Source organism: Streptomyces sp. WAC03905 (assembly GCF_057371075.1).
Genome location: NZ_JBXYDZ010000003.1, coordinates 1,802,295 through 1,824,041 on the forward strand (window position 1 = coordinate 1,802,295; position 21,747 = coordinate 1,824,041).

The 21,747-nt window shown below is 72.3% G+C and carries 20 protein-coding genes and 2 pseudogenes; 18 read left to right on the plus strand and 4 right to left on the minus strand.

Annotated features, from left to right (window positions below; translation table 11 throughout):
- The first annotated feature begins 1 nt into the window (after window position 1).
- The 3 genes from AC2RP6_RS10695 to AC2RP6_RS10705 all read left to right on the plus strand — a co-directional run bounded on the left by AC2RP6_RS10695 (window position 2) and on the right by AC2RP6_RS10705 (window position 1,613).
- Entirely contained in the window at window positions 2-484 is a 483-nt protein-coding gene (locus tag AC2RP6_RS10695) for a DUF456 domain-containing protein (protein WP_486446015.1), read from the plus strand.
- A 73-nt stretch (window positions 485-557) separates the two neighbouring features.
- The gene (locus tag AC2RP6_RS10700) at window positions 558-1,184 is read left to right on the plus strand and encodes a GNAT family N-acetyltransferase (RefSeq protein ID WP_486446016.1); all 627 of its coding nucleotides are present in this window, start codon (window positions 558-560) and stop codon (window positions 1,182-1,184) included.
- 204 nt (window positions 1,185-1,388) lie between these two features.
- Complete coding sequence (locus AC2RP6_RS10705) at window positions 1,389-1,613, plus strand: hypothetical protein (protein ID WP_486446017.1); 225 nt, start codon at window positions 1,389-1,391, stop codon at window positions 1,611-1,613.
- Between the two features lie 79 nt (window positions 1,614-1,692).
- On the opposite strand, the gene rsgA is transcribed toward AC2RP6_RS10705, so the two are convergent.
- Together rsgA and AC2RP6_RS10715 are read right to left on the minus strand one after the other, a co-directional pair.
- Complete coding sequence (gene rsgA / locus AC2RP6_RS10710) at window positions 1,693-2,799, minus strand: ribosome small subunit-dependent GTPase A (protein ID WP_486446018.1); 1,107 nt, start codon at window positions 2,797-2,799, stop codon at window positions 1,693-1,695.
- A 368-nt stretch (window positions 2,800-3,167) separates the two neighbouring features.
- Window positions 3,168-3,698, minus strand: coding sequence for a GNAT family N-acetyltransferase (locus AC2RP6_RS10715; RefSeq protein WP_486446019.1), 531 nt, complete (start codon window positions 3,696-3,698; stop codon window positions 3,168-3,170).
- A 224-nt stretch (window positions 3,699-3,922) separates the two neighbouring features.
- On the opposite strand from AC2RP6_RS10715, the gene AC2RP6_RS10720 reads away from it, so the two are divergent.
- Window positions 3,923-5,005 carry an IS630 family transposase gene (locus tag AC2RP6_RS10720; RefSeq protein ID WP_486444344.1) on the plus strand — a complete coding sequence of 361 codons (1,083 nt, stop codon included), beginning with the start codon at window positions 3,923-3,925 and terminating at the stop codon, window positions 5,003-5,005.
- Here the strand turns inward: AC2RP6_RS10720 and AC2RP6_RS10725 are convergent.
- A complete protein-coding gene (locus tag AC2RP6_RS10725; protein WP_486446020.1) occupies window positions 5,002-6,222 on the minus strand; it encodes a cytochrome P450 in 1,221 nt (406 codons plus the stop codon). The genes AC2RP6_RS10720 and AC2RP6_RS10725 overlap by 4 nt on opposite strands.
- A gap of 198 nt (window positions 6,223-6,420) precedes the next feature.
- Here AC2RP6_RS10725 and AC2RP6_RS10730 point away from each other — a divergent pair.
- From AC2RP6_RS10730 to AC2RP6_RS10740, 3 genes and pseudogenes are all read left to right on the plus strand, one after another.
- A pseudogene (locus AC2RP6_RS10730) lies at window positions 6,421-6,803 on the plus strand (VOC family protein); the annotation flags it as partial.
- A 228-nt stretch (window positions 6,804-7,031) separates the two neighbouring features.
- Complete coding sequence (locus AC2RP6_RS10735; protein ID WP_486450286.1) at window positions 7,032-8,306, plus strand: YhgE/Pip domain-containing protein; 1,275 nt, start codon at window positions 7,032-7,034, stop codon at window positions 8,304-8,306.
- A gap of 70 nt (window positions 8,307-8,376) precedes the next feature.
- Complete coding sequence (locus AC2RP6_RS10740; protein WP_486446021.1) at window positions 8,377-8,943, plus strand: dihydrofolate reductase family protein; 567 nt, start codon at window positions 8,377-8,379, stop codon at window positions 8,941-8,943.
- 109 nt (window positions 8,944-9,052) lie between these two features.
- Here AC2RP6_RS10740 and AC2RP6_RS10745 read toward each other — a convergent pair whose 3' ends face one another.
- The gene (locus tag AC2RP6_RS10745; protein WP_366682406.1) at window positions 9,053-10,168 is read right to left on the minus strand and encodes a YihY/virulence factor BrkB family protein; all 1,116 of its coding nucleotides are present in this window, start codon (window positions 10,166-10,168) and stop codon (window positions 9,053-9,055) included.
- Between the two features lie 17 nt (window positions 10,169-10,185).
- On the opposite strand from AC2RP6_RS10745, the pseudogene AC2RP6_RS10750 reads away from it, so the two are divergent.
- From AC2RP6_RS10750 to AC2RP6_RS10800, 11 genes and pseudogenes are all read left to right on the plus strand, one after another.
- Window positions 10,186-11,828, plus strand: a pseudogene (locus tag AC2RP6_RS10750) (acyl-CoA dehydrogenase family protein).
- Window positions 11,829-12,209: 381 nt separating this feature from the next.
- Entirely contained in the window at window positions 12,210-13,472 is a 1,263-nt protein-coding gene (locus AC2RP6_RS10755; protein WP_486450287.1) for a GAF domain-containing protein, read from the plus strand.
- A 5-nt stretch (window positions 13,473-13,477) separates the two neighbouring features.
- Window positions 13,478-14,041: a GNAT family N-acetyltransferase gene (locus tag AC2RP6_RS10760; protein ID WP_486446022.1), complete on the plus strand. Its 564-nt coding sequence runs from the start codon at window positions 13,478-13,480 to the stop codon at window positions 14,039-14,041.
- Window positions 14,042-14,583: 542 nt separating this feature from the next.
- Window positions 14,584-14,760: a hypothetical protein gene (locus tag AC2RP6_RS10765; protein WP_486446023.1), complete on the plus strand. Its 177-nt coding sequence runs from the start codon at window positions 14,584-14,586 to the stop codon at window positions 14,758-14,760.
- Window positions 14,761-14,901: 141 nt separating this feature from the next.
- Entirely contained in the window at window positions 14,902-16,608 is a 1,707-nt protein-coding gene (locus AC2RP6_RS10770; protein ID WP_486446024.1) for a nitrite/sulfite reductase, read from the plus strand.
- Window positions 16,605-16,784 (plus strand): hypothetical protein, encoded by a 180-nt coding sequence (locus AC2RP6_RS10775; RefSeq protein WP_486446025.1) that lies wholly within the window; start codon window positions 16,605-16,607, stop codon window positions 16,782-16,784. The genes AC2RP6_RS10770 and AC2RP6_RS10775 overlap by 4 nt, the downstream gene beginning before the upstream one ends.
- Window positions 16,781-17,509: a phosphoadenylyl-sulfate reductase gene (locus tag AC2RP6_RS10780; protein ID WP_486446026.1), complete on the plus strand. Its 729-nt coding sequence runs from the start codon at window positions 16,781-16,783 to the stop codon at window positions 17,507-17,509. The genes AC2RP6_RS10775 and AC2RP6_RS10780 overlap by 4 nt, the downstream gene beginning before the upstream one ends.
- Before the next feature lie 35 nt (window positions 17,510-17,544).
- Window positions 17,545-18,090: an adenylyl-sulfate kinase gene (cysC, locus tag AC2RP6_RS10785; protein ID WP_486446027.1), complete on the plus strand. Its 546-nt coding sequence runs from the start codon at window positions 17,545-17,547 to the stop codon at window positions 18,088-18,090.
- Window positions 18,087-19,025, plus strand: coding sequence for a sulfate adenylyltransferase subunit CysD (gene cysD, locus AC2RP6_RS10790; protein ID WP_486446028.1), 939 nt, complete (start codon window positions 18,087-18,089; stop codon window positions 19,023-19,025). The genes cysC and cysD overlap by 4 nt, the downstream gene beginning before the upstream one ends.
- Before the next feature lie 2 nt (window positions 19,026-19,027).
- Entirely contained in the window at window positions 19,028-20,389 is a 1,362-nt protein-coding gene (locus AC2RP6_RS10795) for a sulfate adenylyltransferase subunit 1 (RefSeq protein WP_486446029.1), read from the plus strand.
- Window positions 20,390-20,581: 192 nt separating this feature from the next.
- Complete coding sequence (locus tag AC2RP6_RS10800) at window positions 20,582-21,709, plus strand: aliphatic sulfonate ABC transporter substrate-binding protein (protein WP_486446030.1); 1,128 nt, start codon at window positions 20,582-20,584, stop codon at window positions 21,707-21,709.
- Window positions 21,710-21,747 lie beyond the last annotated feature (38 nt).

Sequence of the window (21,747 nt, forward strand, 5' to 3'; positions counted from 1 at the left end):
GGTGGACGTGCCGCAGCTGCTCCTGGTGGGTCTGGTGCTGCTGCTCGGGCTGGTCGGGGTGCTGGTTCCGGGTGTGCCGGGGACCTGGCTGGTGTGGGCGGGGCTCATGTGGTGGGCGCTGCACGAGCGGTCGGCGCTGGCGTGGTCGCTGCTGGTCGCGGCGACGGCCGTGCTGCTGGTGGTCCAGGTGGTGAAGTGGCAGCTGCCGCCGAGGCGGCCCCGTGGGCTCCCGGTCACCCCCCGGACGGCGGTGTTCGCGGGCGCGGGTGCGGTACTGGGCTTCGTGCTGGTGCCGGTGGTGGGGGCGGTCCCGGGCTTCGTGGGAGGCGTCTACCTCTGCGAGCGGCTCCGACTGGGCGGCCACGGCGAGGCCTGGGCGTCGACGCGTGCGGTGATGCGCGCGGTGGGCACGAGCGTGCTGGTGGAGCTGTTCGCGTGCCTGCTGGTGGTGGGGGCCTGGGTGGGCGCGGTGTCCGCGGACTGACCGCCCAGGCGCGGGACCGGGCCTCGCCGGGACGGCGGGGGCCCCTGCACATCAAGATCATCAGGGGTGCAGAATGACCCGTATGCCCATGACGAACGCTCCCAAGACGGCAACGATCGACGATGCCCGCACGGTCGGCCGTACCCTCGCCGCCGCCTTCGACGACGACCCGATGATGCGCTGGTTCTTCCCCGACGACGCTTCCCGCGAGGCCGGGATGACCCGCTACTTCACCACGCTGTTCACCCGGCAGTACGTCCACCACGGCGTGTGCGAGCGCACCGACGCCGCGGCCTCCTTCTGGGTGTCGCCCGAGGGGCGGGCGAAGGCCGTGCCCGACGCGGAGACCGTCCAGGAGCTCCAGGACATCCTCGGCGACCGGGCCGGGTTGTTCCGCGAGGCCGTCGAGGAGGCCGCGAAGCACTCCCCGACCGAGCCGCACTGGTACCTGGCGGTGATCGGCGCCGACCCCGCCGCCCGCGGCCAGGGCCACGGGGCGGCCCTGCTGCGGTCCGGTCTGGCCCAGGCCGACGCGGCCGGCCTGCCGGTCTACCTGGAGTCCTCCAAGCCCGACAACCTGCCCTTCTACGAGCACTTCGGCTTCACCGTGCTCGGGGAGGCGCGCCTGCCCGGAGGCGGCCCGGCCCTGTGGGCGATGCGCCGCGCACCGCGGACGCCGGCCCGGGGCGTGTCCGGATAGCAGCGCCGGCCGCCCGCGGGGCGGCCCCACCGGCCGGGCGGGCCTGCACGGACACGGCCCCCCGCCCGGTCGGCGACCCGGTGCCGGCCGCGGTCGGCGCGGCACCGGGCAGCGTGGGCGGGTTCCTGGCTCGGGCCCCGTGTGCGGGGCTACGCTCGAAGGCTCCGGGGCCTGCCGCCGTCACCGTCCCGCCGGGGAGCCGCCATGGACACGCCCGCGCCGAACCCGCCCGCCGAGCCGGTGCGCGACGCCGGTGAGCCGGTGCACGACGCCGGTGAGCCGGTGTACGACGCGGCCGAGCCGGTGCACGACGCCGGTGAGCCGGCCTGCCTGCTGCACCTCGTCTGCGACGAGTGCGGGTGCCTCGACCCCGCCCGCGGCGCCCGCCCCTGCCCCCGGTGCGGCGCCCCGTTCCCCGAGACGGCGTGACCGGGAACGGCCCGGGCCCGGCGGGCCGGCCGCCGAGGGGCGGGCGGCCCGCCGGGGGGGCGGGTGGGGTCAGGTCGAGTCAGCCCCGGTTGCCGCGCTTGGCGGCGTAGTTGGCACGGCCCTCGGCCGACTTCAGCCGCCAGTCGCGGCGGATCTCCGACCTCAGCCGGGCGTCCGTCTTCGCCACGATCCGCTGGTTCTCCCGCAGCAGCTTGCGGTAGCTCTCCAGGCGGCGTTCCGGCAGTTCCCCGGACTCCAGCGCCGCGAGCACCGCGCATCCCGGCTCCGCCTCGTGCGCGCAGTCGTGGAAGCGGCAGTGCGCGGCGTAGTCCTCGATCTCGGAGAAGACCTGCCCGACTCCCGACTCCGCGTCGAAGAGCCCGACGCCGCGCAGGCCCGGGGTGTCGATGAGGACCCCGCCGCCCGGCAGGACGAGGAGGTTGCGGGTGGTCGTGGTGTGACGGCCCTTGCCGTCGACGTCACGGGTGGCCCGGACCTCCATGACGTCCGTGCCGAGGAGCGCGTTCGCCAGGGTGGACTTGCCCGCGCCGGAGACGCCCAGCAGGACGCTGGTACCGTCGGCGACGACCGCGCCGAGGACGTCGGTGCCGTCCCCGGTGTGGGAGGACACCGTCAGGACCTGCACGCCCGGGGCGGTGGTCTCCACGTCCTGGACCAGGTGGCCCAGGGTGGCCGGGTCCGGGACCAGGTCCGCCTTGGTGAGGACGATCAGCGGCTGCGCCCCCGACTCCCAGGCCAGGGCCAGGAAGCGCTCGATGCGCCCCAGGTCGAGCTCCACGGCCAGGGACACGGCGATGATCGCGTGGTCGACGTTCGCGGCGAGGATCTGCCCCTCGGACCGCTGCGACGAGGTGGAGCGTACGAAGGCGGTCCGGCGCGGCAGGTACGCCTTCACGTACCGCGGGTTGCCCGCCGTCTCGACGGCGGCCCAGTCCCCGGTGCAGATGACGCGCAGCGGGTCGTGGGGGGTGACGAAGGCGGTGTCGGCGCGGACGATGCCGTCGGCGGTCAGGACGTCGCACTGACCGCGGTCGACGCGTACGACCCGGCCGGGCACGAGGCCCTGCTCGGCGTACGGGGTGAACTCGGCCGCCCACGCGTCGTCCCAGCCGAGGGGGGCGAGGGCGTGCGGGAGCGAGGCCTGCGGGAAAGCGGAGAAAGACAAGGGGAACCCTTCACAGGGTGGCCCCGGCCGCACGCGCCCGCCCCATGGCGGTACGCGGAGAGAGGTGTGAGGTCAGCCGGAGACCACGGAGGTCACATCGATGGTCTTCTGAGTGCGGGCAGCGCCCTGCGCCATGACAGTCATCAATGAACTCACCTCCGGGTCGTGCACGTTGCCGTGGTCCCTCGCCGCTCGGCGGGAACGACCCCACCGTAACAAGGCCCTTCGCGCCGGGGCCACTCCTTTTTTCGGGACGTCTCCAGGGACGCCTCGCGGACGTCTCCGCGGACATCTCTGGGGACGTCTCCGCGGACGCCTCGCGGACGTCTTCGCGGACGGCTCGACGCCCTTTCGGACGCCGGGTGCCGTCAGGCGAGCCGGCGGGCCAGCACCTGCCCCGGCCAGTCCCCGGCCAGGAAGGCCTCGGTGGGCGTGAAGCCGCTGCGCTCGTAGAACGCGACCAGCTCGCCCCCGCCGCCCGCCCAGCAGTCGACCCGCAGCAGGGTGATCCCGGCCCGCCGGGTCTCCTCGGCGGCGTGCGCCAGCAGTGCCGCGCCGATGCCCCGGCCCGCGTACCGCCGGTCGGAGACCAGCAGTCTCACGTACCGCTCGGGCTCCCCGGCCGGCCCGATCGGCAGCTGCGGGCTGGGGCCGGAGTCCAGCACCAGCCCGCCGACGGGCACCCCGTCCAGCTCCGCGACGTACGGGGTGTTCTCGGTGGTGTACCGCTCGACGCGCTCGGTGCCGCCGGGCCGCTGCGAGTACGGGATCGTGCCCCACTGCTCGGTGTTGCCGCGGGCGTTCATCCAGGCCACGGCGGAGTCGAGCATGTCCAGCAGGGCCGGCGCGTCCGCCGGGCCGCCCGGCCGGATCCGTACGGCGTGTGCGTTGTCGTTCACCCGGCCAGCCTAGGTCCTGTCGTCACAGTGGCGCCGGTCAGGCCCGCGGTGTCCGGTGCCGTGCATCGCAAGGCGGAGGGGCGCCCGAGTACTGGACGTACGTGGGCGCCCCGACAACGCGGCGAGGTGCGGTGCCGGGCGCCGCGGGCCAGGTGCAACTTTGACGACAGGGCCTAGTGTTCTGAGTCTTGAATTCTGTTTAGATGTAGGCTTTCGGTATGGCGATGGGGCGGCCGAAGGCCGAGTTGGTACTGACCGATGAGGAGCGGGCCGCGCTCGAGGGCTGGGTGCGGCGCCGTTCGACGCCTCAGGCGTGGGCCTTGCGTTGCCGAATCATCCTGGCCTGCGCCGAAGGCGCGACGAACAAGGATGTTGCGGCCCGGGTGGGTTCCACGCCTCAGGCGGTAGGCCGCTGGCGGGCCCGTTTCGTGGAGTACCGGATCGCGGGCCTTGGAGACATGCCGCGTTCGGGCGGGCCCAGGACGGTGACGGACGAGCAGGTCGCCGCTCTCGTCACCAAGACGCTGGAGTCGACGCCGAAGGGTGCGACGCACTGGTCCACGCGGTCGATGGCCAGGGAGACCGGTCTGTCGCAGTCGACGGTGTCGCGCATCTGGCGGGCGTTCGGCCTGCAGCCGCACCTGTCCGAGACGTTCAAGCTGTCCACGGATCCGTACTTCGTCGACAAGGTCCACGATGTCGTCGGCCTGTACCTGGATCCGCCGGAGCGGGCCCTGGTGTTCTGCGTCGACGAGAAGTCGCAGATCCAGGCCCTGGACCGGTCACAGCCGGTGCTGCCCATGATGCCGGCGGTGCCCGAGCGGCGGACGGCCGACTACGTCCGGCACGGCACCACCACCCTCTTCGCCGCACTCGAGGTCGCCACCGGCAAGGTCATCGGATCCCTGCACCGCCGCCACCGAGCCGAGGAGTTCAAGAAGTTCCTGGTCAAGCTCGACAAGGAAGTCCCGGCTGGCCTGGAGGTCCATCTCGTGCTGGACAACTACGCCACCCACAAGACCCCGGACATCAAGAAGTGGCTGCTGGCACACCCCCGCTTCCACCTGCACTTCACACCCACCGGATCGTCCTGGCTGAACCTGGTAGAGCGGTGGTTCGCCGAGCTCACCAACAAGCAGATACGGCGAGGCGTCCACAAGTCCGTCCAGGCCCTCGAGAAGGACATCCGCGACTGGATCGCCACGTGGAACAGCGACCCGAAGCCTTACGTCTGGACCAAGACTGCGGACGAGATCCTTGAACGCCTCGCCAGCTATCTGAACAGAATTCCGGACTCAGAACACTAGGGGGCGAAGCGGACCGGCAGGTGTTTGATGCCGTTGATGAAGTCCGAGCGCAGCCGCCGGACTTCACCGGTGAGCTCGAAGTCGGGGTGGCGGCGCAGCAGTTCACGGATCAGCGCCTTGATCTGGGTGCGGGCCAGACCGGCGCCCAGGCAGAAGTGGGGGCCGCCGCCGCCGAAGGCGAGGTGTTCGTTGGGCGTGCGGCGGATGTCGAAGGTGAAGGGGTCGCCGAAGACCTCCTCGTCGCGGTTGGCGGAGGTGTAGTAGGTCACCACCTTCTGGCCGGCGGCGATGTACCGCCCGCGCAGGACGGTGTCACGGGTGGCGGTGCGCCGGAAGTTGTGGATCGAACCGCCCCAGCGCAGGAACTCCTCGGTGGCGGAGTTCCAGAGCAGTTCGTCGTGCGGGGCCGCGGCCAGTTCGGCCCGGGCCACGGGGTGGTCGGCCAGGGCCAGCACCGTGTGGGAGAGCAGGTTGCGGGTGGTCTCGTTGCCGGCGACGCACAGCAGCACGAAGAACATGTTGATCTCGTGCTGGGTGAGCCGGTCGCCGTCCACCTCGGCGTGGACGAGCGTGGAGAGGATGTCCTCGCGGGGGCGGGCCCGGCGTTCGGCGGCGAGCGCGTCGCAGTAGGCGTAGATCTCGGCGGCGGCGAGGTCGCTGTCCTGCTTGCCGGCCGACAGTTCCGGGTCCTGGCCGCCGGCCATCCGGTTGCTCCAGTCGAAGACGAGCAGCTCGTCGCCGGGCGGCACGCCGACCATCTCGCAGATGGTCTGGATCGGGAGCCTGGCGGCCACCCCGGCCACGAAGTCCATGTCCCGGCCGGGGAGGACCGCGTCCTCCACGAGGGCGGCGGCCCGCTCGCCGATCCGGGCGGCGAGGCGGCGCACCACGCGCGGGGTGAAGCCCGCACTGACCAGGGCCCGGTAGCGGGAGTGACGCGGGGCGTCCATGCCCAGCAGGACCAGGCGCAGGGACTCCAGGGACTCCGGGCTCTGGTCGCGGATCATGAAGGAGCCCCGTTCCGTGGACCAGAGGTCGGGGTCGCGGCTGACGGCCTTGACGTCGGCGTGGCGGGTGACGGCGTAGAAGCCGTCGTGGCCGCCCGGGACCTCGTGCCAGTGCACCGGGCCCTCGCGGCGCAGGCGGGTGAACTGCTCGTGCGGGACCTCGCGGGCCCAGGTGTCTTCCAGCAGGTCGATCTCGCCGGTGGGGATCACGGTCCGCTCCCTTTGGGGGCGTTCGGTGGACGCCGAGGGCCCTCGCCCCTTCCCGACACAAGCTGCGCGCATATCTGACGTACCGTCAATCCCCGTGCGGGCCCCGGCCCGCCCGGCGCGGATCCGCCGGACGGCCCAGGACCACCCGCGAGCACTCAGGACACCCAGGACACCCACGGCACCCCTGGCGTTGCCGGCATGACTCCCCGCCTCGACATGACCGGCATGGTCGTCTCCGACATGGCCGCCTCGCTCGCCTTCTACCGTCGCCTCGGCCCGGACATCCCGGCCGACGCCGACGGCCTCCCCCACGTCGAGGCCACGCTCCCGGGCGGGCTGCGCATCGGCTGGGGCACGGAGGAGACCGTCCGCTCCTTCGACCAGTCCTGCACGCATCCCACCGGCGACGGCCGCCGGGACCCGGCCTTCCTGTGCGGCTCCCCCGCCGAGGTGGACGCCCTGTACGACGACCTGACCCGCGCGGGGTACCCCGGCCACCTGAAGCACTGGGGCGCCTTCTGGGGCAGCGCTACGCCGTCGTCCTGGACCCGGACGGCTCGGGCGTCTCCCTCTTCGCCCCGACGGCGCCCCCGGAGTGGCCGGCGCCGGAGCAGCCGGTGCCACCCCGGGCCCGGCGTCGGGCGGCGCGGTCCGGGGTGGGCTGTTCCGGTGGTCCGTCGGGTGGGTTCGGGGGCGCCGCGCGAGCTGCGCGGCGCCCCCCGGCGGTGCGGGGACATCCTGGGGGCCCGGGCGGCCCGGCCGCCTCCACCGTCGTTCGATCCCGGCCCGCCGGGAAGCTACGGAGACCGATGTCCCCGACCGCCGCCCCCGAGGCCACCGCCGCGACCCTCGTGCGCCGCCCCCAGCTGTGGCTGGTGCCCACGGTCCTGACCGGACTGCTGGCCCTGCTGCTGTCCCTCCTCTACATGGGCGGCATCGTCAATCCCAACGCGGAGCTGCGGGACCTCCCGATCGCCCTGGTCAACGAGGACACCGGCGAGCCGCCGCCGGGGCAGCGGCAGAACCTGGGCACGCAGATCACCGCCTCCATCGCCGCCGACCCGGCCGGCGGCAAGGCGGACTGGCGCGAGCTGAGCCTCGCCCAGGCGCGCGACCAGCTGGACTCGGGCAAGGTCTACGGCGCGCTGGTGGTCCCGGCCGGATTCACGGACACCGTCACGGCGCTGCCGACGGCCGCGGCCACCCGGCGACCGACGCTGACCGTGCTCACCAACCCCGGCAAGGGCAGTCTCGGGTCCTCACTGGCCTCCCGGATCACCACGCAGGCGGCCCACCGCGCGTCCCGTGCCGTCGGCGAACAGCTCACGGCGGCCGCCGGCCCCTCCGCGGCCCCCACCACGAAGCTGCTGCTCGCCGATCCGGTGGACGTGGTCACACAGGTCGGGCACCCGATCGGCGCCCGCAGCGGACTGGGCCTGACGGCCTTCTACTACACCCTCCTGCTGGTGCTGGCGGGATTCATGGGCGGCAACGTCATCAGCAACGGCGTGGACACCGCCCTCGGCTACGCCGACAACGAGATCGGCCCCTGGCACACGCGCCGTCCCACGGTGCCGATCGACCGGACGCAGACGCTGCTCCTGAAGATGCTGATGACGGCCGGCATCACGCTCGTCAGCACCACGCTGGTGATGGTGGCGTGCGTCGGCCTCCTGGGGATGGACGCCTCCCACCTGCCGCTGCTGTGGGTGTACTCGTACTGCGCGGCGCTCGCCGTGGGCCTGGGCGTGCAGGCCATCAACGCCGCGTTCGGCGGCATCGGGCAGCTCGTGTCGATGTTCGTGTTCATCGTGCTGGGCCTGCCCTCGTCGGGCGCGACGGTCCCGCTGCAGGCCGTACCCGGCTTCTACCGCTTCCTCTCGCACTTCGAGCCGATGCGCCAGCTCAGCGACGGGGTGCGCGCGATCCTCTACTTCGACGCCCGCGGCGACGCCGGCCTCACCCGCTCCTGGATCATGATCGCGCTCGGTACCGTGCTGGCGCTGCTCTTCGGCTTCGCGATGACCACCTACTACGACCGCAAGGGCCTCAAGCGCCTCATCCCGCGGCCGGCCGGGAACTAGGGGGCCCAGGGGGTGTCCGGCGCCCGCGCCGGTCCGTACGCCGGAGACCTGCTCACGGAAGGCTGACGCCATGCGGAAACTCATCTACGGCATGAACCTGAGCCTGGACGGCTACATCGCCGCGGCCGGCGACGACATCGGGTGGGGCGGGCCGCCCGGCGACGAGCTGTTCCAGTGGTGGCTCGACCAGGAGCTGGCGAGCAGCCTGTCGCTGTACGGGCGCAAGCTGTGGGAGACGATGAGCTCCTACTGGCCGACGGGCGACCGCCGGCCCGGCGCCACCCCGGCGGAGATCGAGTTCGCCCGGAACTGGCGGGACACACCGAAGGTGGTGTTCTCCTCGACGATCGACGAGGTCGACTGGAACACCCGCCTGGTCACCGGCGACGCGGTCGCCGAGATCACCCGGCTCAAGGCCGGGGACGGCGGCCCGATGAGCATCGGCGGCGCGACGCTCGCCGCGGCGGCCGTGCGGGCCGGACTGGTCGACGAGTACGTGCTGGCCACCCACCCGGTGCTGGTGGGCGGCGGTACGCCGTTCTTCACCACGGTGGACAGCTGGACGCGCCTGGACCTGCTCGAGACGCGGACGTTCCCCGGCGGCGTGGTGATGACCCGGTACGGGACGAGGCGCTGAACGCGGCGCGAGCGGCCCCCGGCCCGGCGTCACGGCCCGGGGGCGGTCGGCCGCGCTCCGGGCCCCGGGGCCTCAGCCCGGGGGCGGCGGTGGCACCGGCGGGCGGGAGTCAGTGCTTGCGCAGGCGCGAGTGGTAGTCCTCGGGCGGCAGGAACTTCGACCAGCGTTCCGGGAACTCCGACGGCATGCCCTCGTCCTCGTCGTCCTCCGACTCGCCCTCCGCCATCGCCCGCCAGGCCGCCGCCCGGGCGACCAGCTGGGCGGCCTCCGCCTCACGGATCCGCTCGTTCGCCTCGCGCGCCGCCGCCGTGGCCACCGACGGCCAGACGCGGTCGATGGCGGCGTTCACGGCCGCGCCGACGAGCACCGCGAAGGCCGAGATGCCGATCCAGAGCAGCACGGCGACCGGCGCGGCCAGGGAACCGTAGATGGTCGGCCCCTCCACCGTGTTGGTGAGGTAGATCCGCAGCAGGAACGAGCCCAGTACCCACATCGCCAGGGCCACCAGCGCACCCGGCACGTCCTCGATCCACGGCGAGCGCACGGGCACGGACACGTGGTAGAGCGTCGTCAGGAAGGCGATGGACAGCAGGGTCACCGTCGGCCAGTACAGGACGGCGATCACCTCGGTACCCCACGGCACGAGCCGGACGACGGCGTCCGGGCCCACCACCATCAGCGGCAGCACGACCGCGCCGATCAGCAGGGCGATGACGTAGAGCAGGAAGGCCAGCAGCCGGGTCTTGACGATGCCGCGGTGGCCGTCGAGCCCGTACATCACGGTGATGGTGTCGATGAAGACGTTGACGGCGCGGGATCCCGACCACAGGGCGAAGGCGAAACCGAGTGAGATCAGATCGGGCCGGCCACTGCGGGTGACGTCGTCCAGGAGGGGTCTGGCGATGTCGTTGACGCCGCGGTCGGACAGGACCGTGCCGACCGCGCGCAGGATGTTCTCCTCGATGCTCTCCACGGTACGGGTGTCCGTCCACCCGTCGACGTAGCCGAGCAGGCCCAGCAGGCCCAGGAAGAGCGGGGGCAGCGAGAGCAGCGTGAAGAACGCCGCCTCGGCCGCGAGCCCGAGGATCCGGTACTCGATGCACGAGTTGACGGTGTCCTTCAACAGCAGCCAGCCCATCTTCCGCTTCGAGACGTTGCGGTAGAGGGCGCGGGCCCGGTGGAGCCGTCCTGGGATCCGCTCGGGTGTTTCTTTTGCTGGCTGCACGTCCTTACGGTATCCGCATGGCAGCCACCACCCACACAGTCAGCAACCAGGCCCCGCCCCTGGTGGGCCACGACGTCTACGGCGGCGATCGGGCCCTCACCGAGGGCGTCGAGCGTCACCTGGCGTCCGCGGATCCCGAACTCCTCGGCGAGGTACGGGAGGAGCTCACCGGCCTCGGGCGCGCGGCCGGCTCCGCGCAGGCCCAGGAATGGGGCGCGCAGGCGAACGAGAACCCTCCGAAACTGCACACGCACGACCGGTACGGGAACCGGATCGACGAGGTGGAGTTCCACCCGGCCTGGCACCGGCTGCTCGGGCACGCCGTGTCCTCGGGGCTGACCGACGCCTGGGGCCGCTGGCCGGGCACCTGCGCCGCGCCGCGGGGTTCTTCCTGTGGTCGCAGGCGGAGGCGGGCCACGGTTGCCCGATCTCGATGACGCACGCGGCCGTGCCCGCCCTGCGGGCCGATCCGTCGCTCGCCGCCGAGTGGGAGCCGCGGCTGACCTCGCACGTGTACGAGGAGGGCCTGCGGCCGGCGTCGCAGAAGGCCGGCGTGCTCTTCGGCATGGGGATGACGGAGAAGCAGGGCGGCAGCGACGTACGGGCCAACACGACGACCGCCGTGCCGCTGGGCACGTCCGGCGAATACCTGCTGACCGGCCACAAGTGGTTCTGTTCGGCGCCGATGTGCGACGGCTTCCTGGTGCTGGCGCAGGCGCCGGGCGGTCTGACCTGCTTCCTGGTGCCGCGGGTGCTGGAGGACGGCACGCGCAACGTCTTCGCGATCCAGCGGCTGAAGGACAAGCTGGGCAACAAGTCGAACGCGTCGAGCGAGGTCGAGTTCGACGGGACGTGGGCGCGGCGGGTCGGTGAGGAGGGCCGCGGGGTGCGGACCATCATCGAGATGGTCGCGGCGACCCGGCTGGACTGCGTCATCGGCTCGGCCGCGCTGATGCGGCAGTCGCTGACGCAGGCGGTGCACCATGCGGAGCACCGCTCTGCTTTCGGAGCACCGCTCATCGACCAGCCGCTGATGCGCAACGTGCTCGCCGACCTGGCCCTGGAGTCCGAGGCCGCCACCACCCTGACGCTGCGCCTGGCCGCTGCGTACGACGCCGGCACCGAGCAGGAGAAGGCCTTCCTGCGCCTGGCCGTGCCCGCCGCGAAGTACTGGGTGACCAAGCGCTGTACGCCGATGGTGGCCGAGGCCCTGGAGTGTCTGGGCGGCAACGGCTACGTCGAGGAGTCCGGGCTGCCGAGACTGCTGCGCGAGTCCCCGCTCAACTCCATCTGGGAGGGCTCGGGCAACGTCCAGGCCCTGGACGTCCTGCGCGCCCTCCAGCGGGAGCCGCAGGCGCTCAACGCCTTCCTCCAGGAGGTGGGACTGGCCCGGGGCGCCGACCACCGGCTGGATTCGGCCATCAAGGACCTCCTGACGGATCTCGCCGATCTGGAGGGCATCGAGGCGCGGGCCCGCCGGGTCGTGGAGCGCATGGCCCTGGTGCTGCAGGGGTCGCTGCTGGTCCGCTGGGCTCCGCCGGAGGTCGCGGACGCCTTCTGCGCCTCGCGGCTGGGCGGCGACTGGGGTACGGCCTTCGGCACGCTGCCGCACAGCCTGGATCTGCGCGCGGTCGTGGAACGGGCACGGATCGCGGGCTAGGGAGGAGCCCCCGTCGGGCTCCCCTGCGGTCCCCAAACCGCTCCCAGCCGGGATCCGGGCCCGTCGACCGGCGCAGAGGTGGCGCCGCGCCGACTCGGCACCACCTCTGATCCGAAGCCCCGAGGAGGAGCTGTCACGCCGCTCGGGCGACGTCCGGACATTTTCGGTCGGGCGACCGGGACTTGGCGAGAGTTGCATACCGTTGCAACCTTTGAGTCGGCAGCCGCCCGTCGGGGGCGCCGGGGGAAGCGGTCGCAGGCGCCTGCGGACCGGGCACCTGGGGAACCGCCGGACGGCCGGCGTCGTACGTCCTGTTCGCACGGGGAGGTTCCGGTGGCCGACACCACAGGCATCACGGTCGATGTGGCACGCATCTCGGCCATGCACCCTCGGGAGGCCACGCGCCTGCTGAAGGGGGTGCGCGCGGCCGCGCTGGCGGGCGACCGCCCGCCGGCCGCGCCCCGGCCGGAGATCGCGGAGTCCTGGCGGCGGATGCTGGCCGGCGGGGTGCACCCGGACCGGGACGCGCGCTCACGGATGCTGTCGGCCGCCGAGACGGAGGAGCGCCGCCACGTCTCCCCGCTGCGCGCGGTCCTTCCGGTCCTCCGGGAGGGCCTGCTGCCCGCGCTCGACGGGGCGCTGCACATCATGGTCGTCGCCGACGCGGACGGGCGGCTGCTGTGGCGGGAGGGCCACACCTCCATCCTGCGCAAGGCCGACCGGCTCGGCTTCGGCGTCGGGGCGGACTGGGACGAGGCCGTCGTCGGCACGAACGGCGTGGGCACCGCACTGGTGGCCCGCAGGCCGGTCCAGGTGTTCTCGGCGGAGCACTTCGTCTCCAGCCACCACGACTGGACGTGCGCGGGGGCCCCGGTACGGGACCCGCGGGACGGACGGCTGCTGGGCGTCGTCGACGTCAGCGGGCCGCTGGCCACCATGCACCCGGCGACGCTGGCCTGGGTGAGCTCGGTGGCCCGGCTCGCGGAACGGGAGCTGCGGATCCGGCACCTGGAGTCGCTGGAGCGGCTGCGGGCGGTGGCGGCCCCGCTCCTGGCCCGGCTGCCGGGGCGGGCGCTGGCGGTGGACCCGCACGGCTGGACGGCCGCGGTGACGGGGCTGGCCCCGGCGGACCGGATCCCTCTGCCGAAGGACTTCGCGCCGGGCCGGATGTGGGTGCCGCAGCTCGGGGACTGCGTGGTGGAGCCGCTGCCCGGCGGCTGGCTGCTGCGGGTCGCGCAGGACCGTACGGGCCCGGCGGCGACCCGGGTCGTACTGGACCTCAGCAGGCCGGGCGCCTGGTCGGCGAGGGTGTACGGGTCGTCCGGGAGCTGGTCGCAGGAGCTGAGCCCGCGCCACGCGGAGCTGCTGTTCCTGCTGGCGGAAAGCCCGCGGGGGCGCACGGCCGCCGAGCTGGCGGCGGAGGTGTTCGGCGACCCGGCCCGCACGGTGACGGTCCGGGCGGAGCTGTCGCGCGTACGCCGCCACCTGGCGGGCGTCCTGGCCCACCGGCCGTACCGCTTCGCGGAGGACGTGGAGGTGGAGCTGATCCGCCCCGAGGACCCGGGCGCGCTGCTCCCGCACTCCACGGCCCCGGCGGTGGTCCGGGCCCGCCTGGGCCGGACGGGACCCGGCATGATTCCCTGAGCTGCATGAGCACCATCACTCTCACCACCTGGTCGCTGGAGATGACCTCTCCGGCGGATCTCGTCCCGGCGGCTCCGGCGGGCCCGGAGACATCCATCGTGCGGTCGGAGGTGCCGTCCCCCGAGTTCAGCCGCTTCCTGTACGCCTCGGTGGGCGGCGACATCCACTGGACGGACCGGCTGTCCCTGACCCGCGCGCAGTGGATGGAGCAGCTCGACCGGCCGGGGGTGGAGACGTGGGTGGCGTACGACCGCGGCACGCCGGCGGGGTACGTGGAGCTGGACCCGCAGGACGACGGCGTCGTGGAGATCATGTACTTCGGCCTGCTGCCGGACTTCCGCGGCCGCCGCATCGGGGGCCACCTGCTGACCGTCGGCGTGGAACGCGCCTGGGACCTCGCGTCGCGCTGGCCGGACCGCGAGCCGACGCGCCGGGTGTGGGTCCACACCTGCAGCCAGGACGGCCCGACGGCGATGGCGAACTACCAGCGGCGCGGGTTCAAGGTCTTCCGGACGGAGACCGAGGAAAAGCCGGAGACCCCGACGCCGGGCCCCTGGCCGGGAGCGTAACGCCTCCGGCGCGGTCTGCCGGTTCGGGGCTCGCCCCGTTCCCCGGCTGCGGCCCGGTGGCCGCGCCTCAATCGCCGGCGGGGCTCCGGTCTGGCTTCGGTCGGGCGGGGGGTGGGGGTGCGGGGCCGCCGGGGGGTGTCTCCTCGGCTCGCGCGGGACTGTCCGTCTCGGCTGTGCCCGGTGGTGCGCGCTCGTCCTGCGGGGACACCCCCCACCGTCCCCACACCCCCACCGGCCGCACACCGGGGCCGTGGGGTGGGGACACTCCGGGGGCTCCCCGCAGGACGAGGCGCGACGAGAGCCGTACGGCCGCGACATGCCCGCACGCGCCGAGCCGAGGAGAGCCCCCGGAGGGGCACCACCCCACCCGAAGCCAGACTGAGCCCCGCCGGCGATTGAGGCGCGGCCACCGGGCCGCACCCGGGCACGGGCCCGCGCCCCCGGCAGGGGACCCGCGCGGAGCGTGACCCGCGTCACGAGTCTTGACATGTGGGACGAGTTCGTCCGTATCGTGGACAGTAGTGGACTCCTCCAATCGGCCCATGACACGCTTCCGCCATGAATGGAGCTGGAATTGCCTTGGTGAGTCGGCGGCATGTCGACCTCGGCCGCATGTCCAGCGCCATCTGTCCGGCGTGCTGACGGAACCAGCAACCGCCGCACATCGCCGCAATCCCGGCATCGTCGCCGTGGAAGTGTCGATCATCGCAGTCCCCTGAAGGCCGAACACCGCCCTGTCCGCCGGTCACCCCGGCCAAGGCGCGGGCAATCAGCCGCACCCGCTCAGCGTCCAGGGGTCACGCCCACCCCACTCGCCTCACCCGCCCCTGCCCTGAGCCGCCCAAGAAGGACGTACCGCCATGGCCGCCACCCCCGAAACGCCCGCAGCAGCACCCGCCGCCGCCGCGCGCCGCAAGACCGGCCGTCACCGCGGCGAGGGTCAGTGGGCCGTCGGACACCACACGCCCCTCAACGGCAACGAGCAGTTCAAGAAGGACGACGACGGTCTCAATGTGCGGACACGTATTGAGACGATCTACGCCCACCGTGGCTTCGACTCCATCGACCCCAACGACCTGCGCGGCCGCATGCGCTGGTGGGGTCTCTACACCCAGCGCAAGCCCGGGATCGACGGCGGCAAGACCGCGATCCTGGAGCCGGAGGAGCTGGACGACAAGTACTTCATGCTGCGCGTGCGCATCGACGGCGGCCGGCTGACCACCGGGCAGCTGCGCGTCATCGGCGAGATCTCCGAGGAGTTCGCCCGCGGCACCGCCGACCTCACCGACCGCCAGAACGTGCAGTACCACTGGATCAGGATCGAGGACGTCCCGGAGATCTGGCGCCGGCTGGAGGCCGTCGGCCTGTCCACCACCGAGGCCTGCGGTGACACGCCCCGCGTCATCCTCGGCTCGCCCGTCGCCGGCATCGCGCAGGACGAGATCATCGACGGCACCCCCGCCATCGAAGAGATCTACCGCCGCATCGTGGGCAACAAGGACTTCTCCAACCTGCCCCGCAAGTTCAAGTCCGCGGTCTCCGGCTCGCCGCTGCTCGACGTGGCGCACGAGATCAACGACGTCGCGTTCGTCGGCGTGAACCACCCCGAGCACGGTCCCGGCTTCGACGTCTGGGTCGGCGGCGGCCTGTCCACGAACCCCAAGCTGGGTGTGCGCCTGGGCACCTGGGTCTCGCTCGACGAGGTCCCGGACGTCTACGAGGGCGTCATCTCGATCTTCCGTGACTACGGCTACCGCCGGCTGCGCACCCGCGCCCGCCTGAAGTTCCTCGTCGCCGACTGGGGCCCGGCCAAGTTCCGCCAGGTCCTGGAGGACGAGTACCTGAAGCGGAAGCTGACCGACGGCCCCGCGCCCGAACAGCCCTCCGGCCAGTGGCGCGACCACGTGGGCGTGCACCAGCAGCAGGACGGCAAGTTCTACGTCGGCTTCGCGCCCCGCGTCGGCCGTGTGGACGGCGCCACCCTCACCAAGATCGCGGACATCGCCGAGCAGCACGGCTCCGGCCGCCTGCGCACCACCGCCGAGCAGAAGATGATCGTGCTCGACATCGAGGCCGACCGGGTCGACTCCGTCGTCGAGGCGCTGGAGGCCCTGGACCTGCGGGTCAAGCCGTCGCCGTTCCGCCGCGGCACGATGGCCTGCACCGGCATCGAGTTCTGCAAGCTGGCCATCGTCGAGACCAAGGCGCGCGGCGCCTCGCTCATCGACGAGCTGGAGCGCCGCCTGCCGGACTTCGCCGAGCCGATCACCATCAACATCAACGGCTGCCCCAACGCCTGCGCCCGAATCCAGGTGGCGGACATCGGTCTCAAGGGACAGCTGGTCCTGGACGACGACGGCAACCAGGTGGAGGGCTACCAGGTCCACCTGGGCGGCGCCCTCGGCCTGGAGGCCGGCTTCGGCCGCAAGGTCCGCGGCCTCAAGGTCACCTCGGCCGGTCTGCCCGACTACGTCGAGCGGGTCGTCAAGAGCTACGAGGAGCAGCGCGAGGACGGCGAGCGCTTCGCGGCCTGGGTCGCCCGCGCGGACGAGAAGAGCCTCTCGTGAGCGAGCGAGCCGCCCCGTTCTACTGCCCGTACTGCGGCGACGAGGACCTGTTCCCGCACGAGACGGGCCACGGCGCGTGGGAATGCCGGGCCTGCAACCGGGCCTTCCAGCTGAAGTACCTCGGGCTGCTGTCCCGGGGGCTCGGGACGAACGCAGCGGGAGGGGACGAGATATGACCACCACGCAAGACGCCAGTCTCAGGAACGCCGACCTGAAGGCCGCGACCCTCAAGGAGCTGGCCGAACAGGCCGGCCGCGACCTGGAGGACGCCTCCGCGCAGGACATCCTGCGCTGGGCGGCCGACACGTTCGGCGGGAAGTTCGCCGTGACCTCCTCCATGGAGGACGCGGTCGTCGCCCACCTGGCCTCGCAGGTCTTCCCCGGCGTGGACGTGGTCTTCCTCGACACGGGCTACCACTTCGAGGAGACCATCGGCACCCGCGACGCGGTCGACGCGGTGATGGACGTCAACGTCATCACGCTGACCCCGCGGCAGACCGTCGCCGAGCAGGACGCCCAGTACGGCCCGCGGCTGCACGACCGGGACCCCGACCTGTGCTGCGCGCTGCGCAAGGTCAAGCCGCTGGAAGAGGGCCTGACGGCGTACGACGCGTGGGCGACGGGACTGCGCCGCGACGAGTCCCCGACCCGGGCGAACACCCCGGTGGTCGGCTGGGACGAGAAGCGGCGGAAGGTCAAGGTCTCGCCGATCGCCCGCTGGACCCAGGACGACGTGGACGCGTACGTCGCCGAGCACGGCGTGCTCACCAACCCGCTGCTGATGGACGGCTACGCCTCCGTCGGCTGCGCCCCCTGCACCCGCCGCGTGGCGGAGGGCGAGGACGCGCGGTCCGGCCGCTGGGCCGGGCGGGGCAAGACCGAGTGCGGACTTCACGGCTGATGACGACCAGCGAAGAACTTACGGAGACACAGCAGATGAGCGTGAGCGACCAGGGCGCCACCGTGTGGCTGACCGGGCTGCCGAGCGCGGGCAAGACCACCATCGCCTACGCGCTGGCCGAGCGGCTGCGCGCAGAGGGCCACCGCGTGGAGGTGCTCGACGGGGACGAGATCCGCGAGTTCCTCTCCGCCGGACTGGGCTTCGGCCGCGAGGACCGGCACACGAACGTGCAGCGGATCGGCTTCGTCGCCGAACTCCTCGCGAGCAACGGCGTCAAGGCGCTGGTGCCGGTGATCGCGCCGTTCGCGGACAGCCGCGAGGCGGTACGCGAGCGGCACGCCGCCGCCGCGACCGACTACCTCGAAGTGCACGTGGCCACCCCGGTGGAGGTGTGCTCCGAGCGTGACGTGAAGGGCCTGTACGCCAAGCAGGCGGCGGGCGAGATCTCCGGTCTGACCGGGGTCGACGACCCGTACGAGGCGCCGGAGTCCCCGGACCTCCGTATCGAGTCGCACACGCAGACCGTGCAGGAGTCGGCCTCGGCCCTGCACGCGCTGCTCACCGAGAGGGGTCTGGCATGACGACGACCGTCGCACACGTCCACGAAGAGACGGACGCGCCCTACGCGCTGTCGCACCTGGACGCCCTCGAGTCCGAGGCCGTGCACATCTTCCGCGAGGTCGCGGGCGAGTTCGAGAAGCCGGTGATCCTCTTCTCCGGCGGCAAGGACTCCATCGTCATGCTGCACCTGGCGCTGAAGGCCTTCGCGCCCGCGCCGGTGCCGTTCGCGCTGCTGCACGTCGACACCGGGCACAACTTCCCCGAGGTGCTGGAGTACCGCGACCGCACGGTCGCCGAGCACGGGCTGCGCCTGCACGTGGCGTCCGTCCAGGACTACATCGACGCGGGCAAGCTGCGCGAGCGCCCGGACGGCACCCGCAACCCGCTGCAGACCGTCCCGCTGACGGAGGCGATCCAGCAGCTCAAGTTCGACGCCGTCTTCGGCGGCGGCCGCCGCGACGAGGAGAAGGCCCGCGCCAAGGAGCGGGTGTTCTCCCTGCGCGACGAGTTCTCCCAGTGGGACCCGCGCCGCCAGCGGCCCGAGCTGTGGCAGCTCTACAACGGCCGCCACGCGCCCGGCGAGCACGTCCGCGTCTTCCCGCTCTCCAACTGGACCGAGCTGGACGTCTGGCAGTACATCGCCCGCGAGGGCATCGAGCTGCCGGAGATCTACTTCGCCCACGAGCGCGAGGTGTTCAAGCGCAACGGCATGTGGCTGACGGCGGGCGAGTGGGGCGGCGCCAAGGAGGGCGAGACGCCCGAGACGCGGCTCGTCCGCTACCGCACCGTCGGCGACATGTCCTGCACCGGCGCCGTCGACTCCGACGCCGTCACGCTGGACGCCGTGATCGCCGAGATCGCCGTCTCCCGCCTCACCGAGCGGGGCGCGACCCGCGCCGACGACAAGATGTCCGAGGCCGCGATGGAAGACCGCAAGCGCGAAGGGTACTTCTAGACATGACCAGCACCACCGATCAGGTCGCCGGGCTCGACGACCTCGCGGCGACCACCCTGCTGCGCTTCGCAACCGCCGGCTCCGTCGACGACGGCAAGTCCACACTGGTGGGCCGGCTGCTGCACGACTCCAAGTCGGTGCTGACCGACCAGATGGAGGCCGTCGAGGCCGTGTCCGCCCAGCGCGGCCAGGAGGCCCCCGACCTCGCGCTGCTCACCGACGGCCTGCGGGCCGAGCGGGAGCAGGGCATCACCATCGACGTGGCGTACCGGTACTTCGCCACCGCGCGCCGCCGCTTCATCCTCGCCGACACCCCCGGGCACGTGCAGTACACCCGGAACATGGTGACCGGCGCGTCCACCGCCGATCTGGCGGTGGTCCTGGTCGACGCACGCAACGGCGTGATCGAGCAGACCCGTCGGCACGCGGCCGTCGCGGCCCTGCTGCGCGTCCCGCACGTGGTCCTCGCCGTGAACAAGATGGACCTGGTCGGCTACCAGGAGTCGGTGTTCGCGGCGATCGCCGAGGAGTTCACCGCCTACGCCTCGGACCTGGGCGTCCCGGAGATCACCGCGATCCCGATCTCGGCCCTGGCCGGTGACAACGTGGTGGAGCCGTCCGCGAACATGGACTGGTACGGCGGCCCGACGGTGCTGGAGCACCTGGAGACGGTCCCGGTCAGCCACGACCTCACCGCCTGCCCGGCGCGTTTCCCGGTGCAGTACGTGATCCGCCCGCAGTCGGCGGAGCACCCCGACTACCGCGGCTACGCGGGGCAGATCGCCTCCGGCGTACTGCGCGTCGGCGAGGCCGTCACGGTCCTGCCGTCGGGCCGCACCTCGGTCATCGAGGGCATCGACGCGCTGGGCGGGCCGGTGGACATCGCCTGGGCGCCGCAGTCGGTGACGGTGCGGCTGAAGGACGACATCGACATCTCACGCGGCGACCTGATCGCGCCGACCGCGACCGCCCCCGCGACCACGCAGGACGTCGTCGCGACGGTGTGCCACGTGGCCGACCAGCCCCTCGCCGTCGGCGCCCGGGTGCTGATCAAGCACACGACGCGCACGGTCAAGGCGATCGTCAAGGAGATCCCCTCGCGGCTGACCCTGGACGACCTGTCCCAGCACCCGGAGCCCGGGCAGCTGGTGGCGAACGACATCGGCCTCGTGGTCGTCCGTACCGCCGAGCCCCTCGCGCTCGACGCGTACGCCGACTCCCGGCGCACCGGGTCCTTCCTGCTGATCGACCCGGCGGACGGGACGACCCTGGCGGCCGGCATGGCGGGCGAGTCCTTCGCCTCCCGGGCCGAGCCCGCCGAGGACGCGGTACGGCCGGACGACGAGGACGGGTGGGACTTCTAGATGAGGTTCGCCGATCTCTTTTCGACCTTCGCGAAGGAGGGCGGCCGCGTGGGCAGCGGCGCCCTCGGCAGCGGCCAGGGAGGCGTGGCGCGATGTGCGCGGTGACCGTCCTGCTCGCGCAGTCCCCGCCCCCGCTCCACAGACGAGAATCCGCGCCGTAGAACGACGGCGCGGCGAGAGGAAGCCCTCCCCGTGCCTGCCACCGGTTCCCCCCGCAAGACCTTGCGCCGCGGCCTCGCCGCCGCCGCTGCGCTGCCGCTCCTGATCGGCGCGCTCGCCTCGTGCGGCTACGGCTCGCAGGCCGAGGCCAAGGGCGACGGCAAGGCCAAGGCCCCTGCCGCGGACGGGAAGAAGCTGTCGGCCTCCGAGGTCCGCATCGGGTACTTCCCGAACCTGACGCACGCCACCGCGCTCGTCGGGATCCAGGAAGGCCTGATCGAGAAGGAGCTGGGCGGCACGAAGATCAAGCCGCAGACCTTCAACGCCGGCCCGTCCGAGATCGAGGCCCTCAACGGCGGCTCCCTCGACATCGGTTTCATCGGCCCCTCGCCCTCGATCAACGCCTATGTGAAGTCCAAGGGATCCAACCTGCGGATCGTCTCCGGCTCCGCGTCGGGCGGCGTGAAGCTCGTCGTGAACCCGGCGAAGATCAAGACCCTCGACGACATCAAGGGCAAGAAGATCGCCACCCCGCAGAAGGGGAACACGCAGGACGTCGCCTTCCTCAACTGGATCTCCGAGAAGGGCTGGACGGTCGACCCCGAGTCCGGCAAGGGTGACGTCTCCGTCGTCCGCACCGACAACAAGGTCACCCCGGACGCCTTCAAGCAGGGCTCCATCGACGGCGCCTGGGTCCCGGAGCCCACGGCCTCCAAGCTCGTCTCCGACGGCGGCTCCGTCCTCCTCGACGAGACCGCCCTGTGGCCCGAGAAGAAGTTCGTGATCACGAACGTCATCGTGTCGCAGAAGTTCCTCAAGGAGCACCCGGACGTGGTCGAGGCCGTACTGCGCGGCACGGTGAGGACCAACGAGTGGATCAACGCCAACCCGGACAGGGCGAAGGCCTCCGCCAACGCCAAGCTGGCGGCGGACAGCGGCAAGCCACTCGACGCGAAGGTCCTCGACCCGGCGTGGCCGAGCATCCAGATCACCGACGACCCGCTGGCCTCGACGCTGAAGACCCAGTCCGAGTGGGCGGTCGAGGCGGGGCTCATCGAGCAGCCCGACCTGGCCGGCATCTACGACCTGACGCTCCTGAACAGGGTCCTGAAGGCCGCCGGCAGGCCCGAGGTCTCCGACGCCGGACTCGGCGCGAAGTGACCCGCGCCGTGAGCCGCGCAATGACCCGACGTCCAGCA

Excerpts from the sequence above, each read along its gene's own strand:
- AC2RP6_RS10755 (WP_486450287.1), top strand. The coding sequence starts at position 12,210 with ATGCACCCTCGGGAGGCCACGCGCCTGCTGAAGGGGGTGCGCGCGGCC.
- cysC (WP_486446027.1), top strand. The coding sequence starts at position 17,545 with ATGAGCGTGAGCGACCAGGGCGCCACCGTGTGGCTGACCGGGCTGCCG.
- AC2RP6_RS10735 (WP_486450286.1), top strand. The coding sequence starts at position 7,032 with ATGTCCCCGACCGCCGCCCCCGAGGCCACCGCCGCGACCCTCGTGCGC.
- AC2RP6_RS10720 (WP_486444344.1), top strand. The coding sequence starts at position 3,923 with ATGGGGCGGCCGAAGGCCGAGTTGGTACTGACCGATGAGGAGCGGGCC.
- AC2RP6_RS10795 (WP_486446029.1), top strand. The coding sequence starts at position 19,028 with ATGACCAGCACCACCGATCAGGTCGCCGGGCTCGACGACCTCGCGGCG.
- AC2RP6_RS10740 (WP_486446021.1), top strand. The coding sequence starts at position 8,377 with ATGCGGAAACTCATCTACGGCATGAACCTGAGCCTGGACGGCTACATC.
- AC2RP6_RS10705 (WP_486446017.1), top strand. The coding sequence starts at position 1,389 with ATGGACACGCCCGCGCCGAACCCGCCCGCCGAGCCGGTGCGCGACGCC.
- AC2RP6_RS10700 (WP_486446016.1), top strand. The coding sequence starts at position 558 with ATGACCCGTATGCCCATGACGAACGCTCCCAAGACGGCAACGATCGAC.
- cysD (WP_486446028.1), top strand. The coding sequence starts at position 18,087 with ATGACGACGACCGTCGCACACGTCCACGAAGAGACGGACGCGCCCTAC.
- AC2RP6_RS10765 (WP_486446023.1), top strand. The coding sequence starts at position 14,584 with ATGACACGCTTCCGCCATGAATGGAGCTGGAATTGCCTTGGTGAGTCG.
- AC2RP6_RS10760 (WP_486446022.1), top strand. The coding sequence starts at position 13,478 with ATGAGCACCATCACTCTCACCACCTGGTCGCTGGAGATGACCTCTCCG.
- AC2RP6_RS10780 (WP_486446026.1), top strand. The coding sequence starts at position 16,781 with ATGACCACCACGCAAGACGCCAGTCTCAGGAACGCCGACCTGAAGGCC.
- AC2RP6_RS10770 (WP_486446024.1), top strand. The coding sequence starts at position 14,902 with ATGGCCGCCACCCCCGAAACGCCCGCAGCAGCACCCGCCGCCGCCGCG.